General features: G+C 47.7%; 6 protein-coding genes and 1 pseudogene. 3 read left to right on the forward strand and 4 right to left on the reverse strand.

The window, feature by feature from the left end; genetic code table 11:
- Positions 1–598 precede the first annotated feature (598 nt).
- On the forward strand, positions 599–1,477 hold the full coding sequence (locus O9139_RS31370; protein WP_270885671.1) for a transposase: 879 nt from the start codon (positions 599–601) through the stop codon (positions 1,475–1,477).
- Between the two features lie 495 nt (positions 1,478–1,972).
- Positions 1,973–2,425 (forward strand): hypothetical protein, encoded by a 453-nt coding sequence (locus tag O9139_RS31375; RefSeq protein WP_270885672.1) that lies wholly within the window; start codon positions 1,973–1,975, stop codon positions 2,423–2,425.
- Positions 2,426–2,539: 114 nt separating this feature from the next.
- On the opposite strand, the gene O9139_RS31380 is transcribed toward O9139_RS31375, so the two are convergent.
- The 4 genes and pseudogenes from O9139_RS31380 to O9139_RS31390 form a co-directional block, all read right to left on the reverse strand.
- Complete coding sequence (locus O9139_RS31380; RefSeq protein ID WP_270885673.1) at positions 2,540–3,616, reverse strand: Gfo/Idh/MocA family protein; 1,077 nt, start codon at positions 3,614–3,616, stop codon at positions 2,540–2,542.
- A 163-nt stretch (positions 3,617–3,779) separates the two neighbouring features.
- Entirely contained in the window at positions 3,780–4,283 is a 504-nt protein-coding gene (locus O9139_RS33510; RefSeq protein ID WP_408638376.1) for a sensor histidine kinase, read from the reverse strand.
- Between the two features lie 3 nt (positions 4,284–4,286).
- Positions 4,287–8,984, reverse strand: a pseudogene (locus O9139_RS31385) (AAA family ATPase); the annotation flags it as partial.
- Positions 8,985–9,018: 34 nt separating this feature from the next.
- The gene (locus O9139_RS31390) at positions 9,019–10,665 is read right to left on the reverse strand and encodes a hydroxysqualene dehydroxylase (protein ID WP_270885675.1); all 1,647 of its coding nucleotides are present in this window, start codon (positions 10,663–10,665) and stop codon (positions 9,019–9,021) included.
- Positions 10,666–10,901: 236 nt separating this feature from the next.
- Here O9139_RS31390 and O9139_RS31395 point away from each other — a divergent pair, with 236 nt between their 5' ends.
- The gene (locus tag O9139_RS31395; protein ID WP_270885676.1) at positions 10,902–12,215 is read left to right on the forward strand and encodes a PASTA domain-containing protein; all 1,314 of its coding nucleotides are present in this window, start codon (positions 10,902–10,904) and stop codon (positions 12,213–12,215) included.
- Positions 12,216–12,220: the final 5 nt, after the last annotated feature.

Below are 12,220 nucleotides of genomic sequence, written 5' to 3' on the forward strand. Positions count from 1 at the left end.
TCCTTGCCATCCTTCCACAATCCTGGCCCTCACTTCTGCTCGCGCCGCTTTATCATCACTATCCCGTTGACTCAGGAAAACCCTCTTCGCACTCTCCGAAAAGTACCTCACAGCTTGCACTCAGCTTCTACTCGATCTTCCATTTCACGATGCCGTACCCTAACTCCTTGCCAACCATCCACAATCCTCGTCCCTAATTCTGCTCGCGCCCCTTTATCGTCACTATCCCGTTGACTCAGAAACTCACTTCGCACTCTCCGAGAGCACCTCGCATCTTGCACTTAGCTTCTACTCGCTCTTCCATTGCACGATGCCGAATCCTATCTCCTTGCCAACCTTCCTCAATCCTGGCCCCTACTTCTGCTCGCGTCCCTTTATCATCACTATCCCTTTGTCTCAGAAACACTATCGCGTCTTCTTCTGCTTTCACATATGTCTAATCCCCAACAGCGTTCCAGACTTTCCACCCACCTTAAATTAAATTCACAAACTATTTTGGAAAATTTTATAAAATAATCTTGAAATTAGAACACATGTTCGTTACAATAATAACAAGAACTAATGTTCGTATTTAACCATTGGAAAGGGAGGGATACGAATGGATTTTGATAATATGACTTTGGATCAGTTCCAAAGACAATTCAATACAGAGGATGCTTGCGCAGAACTTATTTACCGTTTCAAATGGCCCACTGGCTATTTTTGCCCACGCTGTAACCATAAGTATGCTTATCTTACCCAGACACGAAGACTCCCGCTTTACGAATGCATGAGCTGCCGCCACCAAACCTCTCTTACCACCGGAACAATGCTTGAAGGTAGCCGGACTCCGCTTCGTAAATGGCTTTTAGCCATCTTTTTGCTCTCTCGGACAGATCAAGGGACAAATGCAGTTCAATTGGCTAGAGTTATCCAAGTGACTTATAAAACTGCCTGGCTAATGCTGCATAAAATCCGCCAATCCTTGCATACAGCAGACAAACAAAACAAACTGACAGGAACTGTTCAAGTTAATTCAGCCGTCTATGGCCGTCCATACAATCCATCCGTACGCAAACATCCAAAAGAACACTTCCTGATTGTTGGTTCTAGTATCAACGAAATCGGCAATGCCAACATCTTAAAAATTCAATTAGTCCAATCAGACAATATTCAGTACCGTCGAATTACCCGCTTGGACATACTTACTTTTAATCAACTGCACATTGATTCTCAAGCAGCGAATATCGCATGTAACGTAGGTCTGTACAGCCCTAAACGTAAGCGTCCCCTAATGAAATATGCCTCCTTAGCAAGTAAATGGCTTAATCAAACCTTCCATGGCATCGGATTCAAGCATTTACAAATCTACCTTGACGAATTCTGTTATCGTTTTAACCTCACTCAGCTCCATCAACCTATTTTCAGAAATTTATTGAACCTGATTTTTTCACACACCAAAATCTATACTTCTCACCCATTAAGCATGACCTCTTAATAGAGCACAAGTTTTTACTCGAACATTACTTTATCGCAGAACACTTTTTCAAGTTTGTAACCTTTTCCTGACACTTTATGGCTTACTCTTTGCTCCTTTACGCTTTTTTCATTGCATCGAACAAGTAGCTTCATTATGTTCCAACAATCGAGTACAAGTTTTGGAACATTAGAGTTAAATCTTGAGTGAAATTGAGGGATTCTTTTGGAACCATTTTGAGATGCTGTTTGAGATGCCTCTTTCTGAGATCTTTCTGAGGTTCTTTCTGAGGTTCTTTCTGAGGATCATTGGACGTCTTTGATGGTTCTTTTGGAGGTTCTGTTGGTGGTTCTGTTGGTAGTTCTGTTATCGGTTCATCGATTGACCTTCTGATGGTTCTTGTGATGATTCTTTCGGTGGTTCTTTCGGTGGTTCTTTCGGTGTTCTTTCTGTGTTCTTTCGGTGGTTCTTTCGGTGTTCTTTCTGTGTTCTTTCTGTGGTTCTTTCTGAGGATCATTGGACGTCTTTGATGGTTCTGTTGATGGTTCTGTTGGTGGTTCTGTTGGTGGTTCAGTTGGTAGTTCTGTTGGTAGTTCTGTTGGTAGTTCTGTTGGTAGTTCTGTTGGTAGTTCTGTTATCGGTTCATCGATTGTCCTTCTGATGGTTCTTGTGATGGTTCTTGTGATGGTTCTTGTGATGGTTCTTCTGATGGTTCTTGTGATGATTCTTTCGGTGGTTCATCCGGTGGTTCTTTCGGTGGTTCTTTCGGTGGTTCTTTCGGTGGTTCTTTTGACAGTTCTTTTGGTGATTCTCTTTGTGGTTCCTGCTTTTTATATTTTTTTATTAATCCATAACAGCTTTCTTTTGAACCATTTTCTGAGTCAAGGGGATAGTGGTGATAAGAGAATGAGGAAGATACAACTGTTCAATCAGATGGGATGCAAACTCATTATAAATACATTAACATAAGTACACTTGAACTTATAACGAAATTACTGTTAACTGGACAATACAATCTCAATCTCAATCTCAGGTAACCGGGGCCTACTACAAACAAATAAAAAGAGAGGCATTATGCCTCTCCTATAAGTGAATTTCGACCTCGCGCTTAAGCAGGGATGAGCGAAGGATGCCATCAATAACAGCTTGGTTGCGGACAATAAGCTCACCTGGAATAGGTGCCGGTTTACCATCACGCACTGCTTCGACGAAATCGCGAATTTTTTCGTGGAACAAATTTTTGTTGTGAGCGATTAAAGGTATCGCGCTTTCGGTATGATGGCCTTTAATATCGTGATACATCGTAATGGATCCAACTTTTCCATCAAAGACCCCGCTCCATGGCCCTGTACCGGCAGGAGTTACTTTCAATCCGGCATCCGTGCCCAGGAATAATGTCGGCCCGAGAGTATCCATATGCATGGCCCAAGAAATTTTAAAGTTTAGCACCAGATCACCCTCAAATCGAACCATAGCGACGCCAAAATCTTCAACGTCAAATCGGTTTGCCTCGGGATGGAATTTGGCATTCGTTCCAAAATGATTGGAACTGTATGCTGATACAGTAAGCGGTTTCGGATATCCCAGCGCGTTCAAAGCCATATCCAGCGAATAACAGCCAATATCGGCAATGGCGCCTGCGCCGGCAATCTCTTTACGGATAAAAGTGCCCCCTGGCATTCCGCGACGACGGCCTCCACCTGTTTCCACATAATACACTTTGCCCAGCTCGCCAGATTGTACCAAATCCTGGATGAGCTTCATATTCGGATCATACCTGGGCTGAAAGCCGACATTGAGCATGTAGCCTGTTTTCTCCGCTGTTTGCGCCATCTCTACAGCTTCTTCCAGCGTAACTGACATCGGCTTCTCCAGCATTACATTCTTCCCTGCACGAAGGGCATCAATCGTGACCTGATAATGTGCTACATTCGGCGTACAAATGCTTACGCCGTCAAGTTCAAGCTCAAGCAATTGCCGGTAATCATCAAATGCACGTGCACCACTAAGTTCCCAATGATTGATAAATTGAGCCGCTTTACCCGGCACTGCATCAGCTACTGCTACAATCTCAACATCATTCAATTCGCGATAAGCTCTGACATGCGCGCCGGCAATTCCGCCGCCCCCGATAATACCAATTTTCAATTGCTTGCTCATATCGGTTCCCTCTTTCCTGTATAACATTCGGACAACTGTCCTAACTGTAGCACAGGATTAGCTAATATTTTAGTCCAACATCAGGACAGTCGGTATCTAAAAATACGACATCACCAAAAAAAGGCGGTCAGGACACGCCTGACCGACCGTTTTTGAAATTGGCTTATATCTGATGCAGAGGCAGAGAGAATGAAATGCTGCAACCTTGGCCCAAACGGCTCTCCGCCCAAATTTGGCCGCCGTGATATTGCACGATTTCTTTGGCGATGGCCAGGCCTAGGCCGCTTCCCTCTTTGGTGCTTCGGGATTTGGAAGCTTTGTAGAAGCGTTCGAAAATATGAGGCAAGTCCTCCTCGCTTATCCCGACACCCGAATCGGTAACACGGATAATAAGTTCGCTGGGAACGCCGGCGATTCGCACATTTACGTCAATGCTGCCACCTTTAGGCGTATATTTGATGGCATTGTAGACGAGATTGGCATAGACCTGTTCTATGCGGTCTGAATCGATAGTCAGCAGCATATTTTCGCCTTCCTCGATCTCCATATTCAACGTATAAGTGATGCCAGCATTTGCTGTATCCAGCTCATACTTGGCAAAAAGCTGGCGTACCATCGCTCCGCAAGTTGTAGATGTAAGTTGAAAATGAAACTGCTTCGTTTCCATTCTGCTGAGCTGATATAAGTCCGTAATTAAGCGCTGAATGCCCACGATCCGCATATGCACAACGGACAAATATTTTCTCTGATCCTCTGGCTTATTAATAACGCCGTCTAGAATAGCTTCAACATAGCCCTGAATCGATGTCAATGGCGTTCCAAGGTCGTGCGAGATGTTGGAAAGCAAGTCGCGTCGCGACGTCTCCATCAGTGTCAGCTCATTGGTGCGTTCCCTGACCTTGGACTCCAGATCGTTATACAAGCGCGCATTTTCGATGGAAATGGCCGCCTGGGCAGACAGCAGCTTGATGACATCGAGCCTTTCTGAAGTAAAGGCGTTGCGGATCAAATTATTTTCCAGATAAAGCACGCCGACCAAATTCCCTTGATGCAAAATCGGTTCACAGAAGATCGACTTGCTCTCCTGCTGACGGATATATGGATCATGAGTGAAGAAACCCTTGTTGGACGCATCATCGAGTACGACACCTTCCTTCATGCGCGCCACATACTGAATGACCGGCACAGGAAGGTCCACTCTTTTTTCCAATGGAATGGACTTCACGATACAGACCTGTTTGCCGTCGCGGACGAGGGATTCTGTCCGCATTTCCGCCTCGACAAACAGACTGTCCTTGTCTTTAAGAACCAGAATACAACGTTCAGCTCCGGATGAGAAAGTCACAATTTCCAGGAGACGTTTCAACAGTTGCTCCAGATTGACCTCACCGGACAGGGAGCGCGATGTGTTCATGATAGTCATGAAATCCAGCGCTTGTAGCGAATAATCGCTGATTTTAGTCGTGGTCCATTCCTGCGCTTCTTTGAGCGATGACAAGTAATGCGGGTATCTCAGCTTGAGCTCCTCTGCTTTGCCCTTCGCACCCCAACTTACATAGCCATAGTAGGCGTCGGTCAAATAAGTTTTGGCAATCTTATCTCGCAGGGCATCACTATACAGCTTGGCCGCAAGTTCGCAAGCCAGCGCTTCATGTTGGATAAAGCCATTTAACCGTGCCTGGCGGATGGATGCCTCATAGTTCTGCTCCGCTTTCTGGAAATGGCCGTTTGCCCGATTCCAATCAGCGTGCAGCAGAAGGCTGAGATGCAAGTAGTTCTCTGGGCAATTGGCAGCCCACTTGTCCATTTTGCGCAACATTTTCAACATGATCTTGCGGTATTGCATTTGCTCGGCCGATGCTGCTTGTTTATAAAGCGCAGAAATGGAGAGCCCGTAAAATAAATATTGCTCAGGGATATGCAAAAGTCCAAACGAGACATCTTTCATCGCGTCAGCTTTTCGTCCCATTTCCAAGGCTTCGGCGTATTGGCCGAACATGAAATATAGCATCATTTTTTTGATGTAATACACATGCAAAATAACTTGGTTGGAGTGAACTTCCAGCTTTTTGAGGAAACGTTCCTCTTCTTCTTCGTCTTTACCGATAACGAGCAAGTTGGAGGATTGCCCTTCCATATTATGCACAACCATCCGAAGCAGCTCCAGCATCAGAAGCGTATCATGATGGTTCGTCTGCTCCAAAATCCTGTAGTGCTTGTTCAAATCTTCATAAACTTCGGTCAATGGAGCTCCTTGGAAATCTTTGACCAAAACCTGGTATGTCAGTGCGTAGCCAGCGAAGACGATATCTCCATCCTCAATCCCGCTTCGGAACGAATTGCGGAGATGCTCCATGCACACTTGCATTGGCTTTACCCACGAACTGACAAAGAGTCCGAAGGAGAAGTGGCTTTTGCTGCGGTATTGATGCGACTGGAAGCGCTGATTCATGCGATCCCCCAGCAATCCATACTGGTAGCCTCGCTTATAATCGCCGAAACCGGAGCCGAGAATTAGCCCGTAAGAGCCGTAGACGTAAGACATTACCGCTGAGTTTCCATATTTTAACGAATACTGGGTCATGATGAACATAAACAGTACAAAAAGATTCGTATTCGTAAAATAGCTGGCGACAGCCGAGCTCATCATAAGGCCCATCAATTTAAGCTTATATTCGTCTTCCATCAGCGGCATCTCGTAGAGATTGTCTGTTGTTTTGCGGCCAATCAACATTTTTACTTTTAGAAACTCTTTTAAAATATGAAAGCTGGTCGGGGCAAGCGGAAGTCGAAAGCCATGCTCGGCGAGAGCTGCCAGCCCCACTTCGACCGCTTTATTCTGCTTCCCTACATTTGTATACAAAACGACTTGCAAATTGTAGATCTCCAGCTTCCACGCATTCGTCGTCGCGTCTTCCAGCAATAGCTGGTAAGCATTTTCCGCTTCATCCGCTTGACCATTTAAATAGAGCACCTCAGCCTTCTCCAAACGTACGGTGAAACTGAGGTCACTGTTCTCCAGCTTATCGGTTTCTTCTAAAATTTTCTCCGCATAATCGTAATATTCCAAAGCGGAGTGATAAGCGTTCGAAGCCTTCGCTTTTCGGCCGGCGGCCAAATTGAGCTCCATTTGCTGCATCAATTGCTCTTGCTCTGTCAGCAATTCTGAGCCGATATTCAAATGGTAAACGATCTCGAACAGACGTTGCCCGACCTGGTAATCGGATAATTGCTGCAGAAGCTTATGTGCAATGTTCAAGTGCATTTGCGGCAGGCTCGCTAAGTCCAAAGCGGCATATATCGATTCTTGGATCGAATCGTGGGCGAACACGAAACGGATGTCTTGTGCAGCCGAATCCTCAGGCATACCGCTAAAAAATTTGTAGCCGGAGCCTTGCGGATAAATAAGCCCCGTCTGAATCGGCGCCTCCAAATTCTGTAAAATATCCACAAATGGCATACCGGACACCATGCCCAGCATTTCCAAATCAAACGAGACACCTAAGCATGCAGCCAATCTTAATACAGTTTGCGATTGCGCAGGCAGGCGGCTGAGCTTTTCTGCCAAGAGAAACATCAGATTGCCGGTAATCCGCAGCTTTTGAATTTCCTCTGTGTCCCATTTCCAACGCTTTTCTTCGTAGCTGAAGGAAACAAGGCTTTGCTCATGCAAGGCAGAGAGAAACTGCTTGACAAAAAACGGGTTGCCGTTCGTTTTATCCAAAACAAGCGCAGACAACTCTTCGACATGGTCGGTCTCCATTTTTAAGGCATCGGCGATGAGCCGCTGTGCAGCATCTATCGGCAAGGGGCTCAAGCGGATACTTTCCGCCGTGAGTCTGGCCGGCAGTCTCTCCATCATGAGCCAAGGAGCCGCATACGAGCTCTGTTCATTACGGTTGCGCGAGGCGCCGATGAACAAGAAACGCTGCATATGTGTGTCCCCAAGCAGCACTTCCAGGAAATGCAGCGTCCCGGAGTCCGCCCACTGCAGGTCATCCAAGAACAGAACGATCGGCCGCCCTTTGACGGCAAAGACGATCAGAAATTGTTGCAGCAAATAGTGCAGCCGGTTCTGTGTCTCTTGCGGCGGCAGCGCCTTCGCCTCCGGCTGCTCGCCGATCAGCAGCTGCAGCTCGGGAATGAGATCGCTCAGTACCCGGCCGCTCGTGCCTAGAACCTGAAGCAGCTGTTCGCGATACTTCGCGACCTGCTCGTCCTTCTCCGTCAGCAGCTGACGGACCAGCTGCCCGAGTGCCCGGGAGAGCGCATGATAAGAAATATGCTGCTTGTTCGGCTCAAAGCGAGCGGATAAATACCATCCGTTATCGTTCATGATGGTTTTCATCGCTTCAGCGATCAAGAACGACTTGCCCGAACCGGACTCTCCGGTCACCCAAACCGCTTCCAGCGAGCCTTGCACGGTGCGCTGGTACACTTGTAGCATCCTTTCAATCTCGCGCTCCCGCCCGTACAAGCCCTGCGGAATCTGGAACATGTCCGTCATATCTGACTGTCCGATCAGGAACGGCTCCATTTGGCCGTTATGTTCCAGCATAGACAAACAGCGCTCCAAATCCTGAATGATCCCATAGGCGCTCTGGTAGCGATCCTCGGCATTTTTGGCCAGCAGCTTCATGACGATGTCGGATAAAGGCTTAGGAATCCCCATCCGCAAACTTTCCGGCGGTGCCGGTGTGACCGCAAAATGGCAGTGAATCAACTCGACGGAGTCCTCAGTCGGGAAGGGAAGCCGGCCGGTAAGCATTTCGTAAAAAGTAACGCCCAACGAATAGTAATCCGTCCGATAATCAATCATCCGATTCATCCGGCCCGTCTGCTCCGGTGACATGTAGCTCAGCGTTCCCTCAAGCATCGAGGGATCCAACATCTCCTGCCGCTCCCGGGTGAACGAGGAAATACTGAAATCGGCGATCTTCATAATATTTTTTTCCGGATTAATAATGATGTTGCTCGGTTTAATATCTTTATGGATGACAAAACGTTGATGAATATCGCCGATTACTTTGACCAACTGGATTGCAGCGATTAAAAACGTATGCAGAGACTGGCGGAATACTGGAAAATACGCCGATAAAGTTTCCCCATCGAAGTCCTCCAACACCAGCGCTACACCGTTCTGATGCTTTAAAATCTCTATCGGGCGCACGATTCCATGAATTTCCAGAAGCTTGCCGATTTCATATTCCCGCTTCAGTCTGGAGACATCCGAAGGAATCGGAAATTCGGAGCGGAGCATCTTAATAATGACTTTTTCCTTCGTTCGCCGATGCGCAGCACGGTAGAGCACATTTCGCTCGCCCTGATAAATTTGTCGGATCACATCGTAGTCGGGCAATGAAAACATGTTGTTCCTCCTAAAAAGTTGCTAGCCGTGTCCTCTATAACAGTTTTCCGTCCCAAGGCAGCCCTTTATCATAGCGGTGCTGGTCATGCTTGCGCCATGGACTAAGGACATCGAAGCCAGCCAGATCGAATTTGTACATCTCCCAAATTTCACACATGTCGTTGGCCGAAAAACCGTCCTTCTGCAAAATGGCGTTAACAGCCCGGCGCGCAGCTTCATTCGCGCCTTCCATCGTCGCCAAATTCGTATTTGTGCGCACATAGTCGGAGGCCAGGAACAGGTTCGGAATCGCTGTGTACGCTTCCGGGCGCAGCTCCCATGTGCCAACCTTATTAATCAGTAACGGCTCCATGTTGACTACGCTGTGCGGGTTCTCAAAATGAATGTCGGGATCCAGGAACCAGGAATGCAGCACATCGTCTTCCAAAATAACCTCGCCATCAACGTTCAAGCTTTTTTTCATTTGTGCCCAAACTTCTTCTTTAATTTCTTCAGCGGTACACTCCATAGCCGGCTTCCCGTACAGAATACCCGGCGATTCCCAATCGGAGATATCCACAGAGAGAATGCCCTTCACTTCGCCGTCGCCATAATCGCTCAAGTTGACACCTGGCCAGAACTGTTTTTGCGATACGGAAGTTAGCGACCAAGGCGCGTCCAGATAGATGACATGACCGTGGGTCATGGTGACATCCTCTTTCAAATAATACTGGATTCCGTTCATCCAAGCGACACAATCTTTAAGCTTTACAATACCTTCCAACGATGGATCGGCTTGAATCATCGGCTCGCTGACGAAGCCCGCCATCACTTCAACCGGGAATGCCGCGATAAAATAGTCAGCTTCTGCCTGATATGTGTGGCCATTCTCGGAAATGGTCGCACTTCGAATCACACCGTCCTCACAGTCGATGCTTTCCACCTTGGCCGTCAAGCGATACTCCAATCCTTTGTCTTGCAGGTACGTCAGCCACGGATAAATCCAGCGGTCGTTAGTCGGACCGTTCAACAGGCGAACAAAGCTTGTTCCAGGTGTTGTGATATCGAGTGTCATTTGGACGGCAACCGGACCTACAGTCATCGTGTTTGCAACTTTAGATTGACAGGCAACGAGTGTTTTCGTGAATCCTGCAAAAATCTTTTGGAACGCCTCCGATTGCTCCTGCGCCTGAATGAACGTCCACCAGTCAATAAGGTTGTACTCTTCTTGAATCCGCTGCTCGCAGCTAGTCATCACTTGCCACAACTTATCGGCGTATTGCTCCATATCCGCCATACTTAAGCCCAGCCGGCTGTCAAACAAGTCTTTTAGCACCACTTTGAAATCCGCGAGTGTAAACTGAATCTTCGCCAGCAGCGGCAATAAAGGCGCGGTATAAGTGGCAAGATCCAAACGCGTTACTTCTTCCAAATTATCGTAAACGGTCCCCTCACCATAAGGGATGCGCTTTAACGTATCAATCACATGTCTGTAAAAACGTGGAAACAAGCGGAATCCGTGCTCTCCCGGAAGATCCCGTCTTCCGTCCTTGCCGCTTCCGGCAAAAGGCATACTTCTCGCTTTACCCCCAGGAATATTTTTGTACTCATAGACAGTAACTTGATAACCTCTCTCAATTAATTCGTGGGCAGCGCTTAATCCAGCGACACCGCCACCCAAAATTGCGACTTTTTTCATCATATTTCCCCTCTCATTTTGTGCCCATATGTAGAATTGTCAGATAAAACCATCATAGCATCTAGGACATTTGAAGCATAGACCCTAGTTCATAAGAAACATAAAAAAAGCAGACCAGATGAGCTGGTTGACCAGACTTTCCAATTCGGTATACTTAATCCAAGGCACTTGGACCTAAAGCTCGCAGTGCCTCCGAATAGTATGAAGATGTGCTTAACAAAAAAGAGGGGTTGGATATTATGATCGAAAGAAGAATTGGAAGGCGCTATGTATCCAAATCGCGAATCATCTCTCTGCCTCATGGAACGCTGCATTATGGTGAAGATTTGTATTTGAATCGAAACGTAATTTTTTATTTGGCTGAGCTGGAGGCAGGACAATCTGGTGCAGCTTATTTGCAAAATCTGGGACGTATAGCGGCCTTTCATCATGACCATTTTTTTCATATACTCGATACTTCCATAGAAGAAAATACAGTACTAATCGTTCTTCAAGCCAAACCGGGCAAACCGTTTCGCGACGTATGGACTTTACAAAAGTGGACGTTCACAGAATTAATTGACATGATGGCGGATCTAGGGGTATCCATGCTGGATGCGATGGAGGAGCAGATTACCGGATTTTCGGTAGACCTCCATCATTTGTGGCTAGGGGAGGATCACCGGCTCGCCGTAATCAATTATTGGGACTCCGGCAACGCGCAAGCGCAAGGCGCGATCGGGCTGTGCCGGCTCCTGATTATGCTGCTAACGGGCAGCAGTGATATTCCAGGGCCTTTCGAATCTTTACATACGCATCTGGAACGGGCGACGCTGAAGGGCGCGTCCTTGGAACAGAAGGATGCTGTCGTCAAGCTGGTGAAGCTCGTAGGCGAAGGCAAAGCTTCTCTATCGTCATTTGTCTTCGGCTTAAGGAACTTGCCTGTAGAAGCCAGAACGGGGCTTAGCGGAGCGCCTACTGCGGCGGAGCAAGTGCCACTTGCGGCTCCGCCGAGGCCGAAGCCCGAGCAGCCGGCTGCATCGCCAATTAGGCCTGCCGCAGATAAGCCGAAGCCAATGCCGGCTCCTGCGCCAAAAGTTGTGGCAAAGCCTGTGCCTGAGGAGCCTGATGAAGCGGACACAGAAGAAAAAGAAGGCTCGCGCTTGTTCAGCTGGAAAATCACCGGCTCCATCGGCGGCGGGCTGCTCCTTGCTTTTATCATCGTCGTATGGAGTTTGTGGCCTTCGGGTAAACCCGACAAGCACGCCGTTGTCACGCCGAGCCCATCCGCCACGGCAGTCGCTGAACTGCCCACTCCCAGCCCGACCCCGGTGCAGAAGGAATCTACAGCGCCGAACGCCGGAGCCAGCAAAGAAGTGCTCATCCCTAACCTCATCGGCTCGAAGCTCGAGGATGCTGAGCAACAGGCGCTAGCCGCCGGCTTGCACTACAACTACTTGCTCGAGGCGAATCCTGGTGCGAAGGGTACTGTCATTCGCCAGGAGCCGTCTGCCGGAACGAAAGGCATGACAGGCGATAATGTAACTTTTTGGGTCAGCAAAGGCGCTCAATAAGGCAT

This window comes from Paenibacillus aestuarii (assembly GCF_027789125.1).
Lineage (GTDB): Bacteria > Bacillota > Bacilli > Paenibacillales > NBRC-103111 > Paenibacillus_E > Paenibacillus_E aestuarii.

Excerpts from the sequence above, each read along its gene's own strand:
- O9139_RS31370 (WP_270885671.1), top strand. The coding sequence starts at position 599 with ATGGATTTTGATAATATGACTTTGGATCAGTTCCAAAGACAATTCAAT.
- O9139_RS31380 (WP_270885673.1), bottom strand. The coding sequence starts at position 3,616 with ATGAGCAAGCAATTGAAAATTGGTATTATCGGGGGCGGCGGAATTGCC.
- O9139_RS33510 (WP_408638376.1), bottom strand. The coding sequence starts at position 4,283 with ATGGAAACGAAGCAGTTTCATTTTCAACTTACATCTACAACTTGCGGA.
- O9139_RS31390 (WP_270885675.1), bottom strand. The coding sequence starts at position 10,665 with ATGATGAAAAAAGTCGCAATTTTGGGTGGCGGTGTCGCTGGATTAAGC.
- O9139_RS31395 (WP_270885676.1), top strand. The coding sequence starts at position 10,902 with ATGATCGAAAGAAGAATTGGAAGGCGCTATGTATCCAAATCGCGAATC.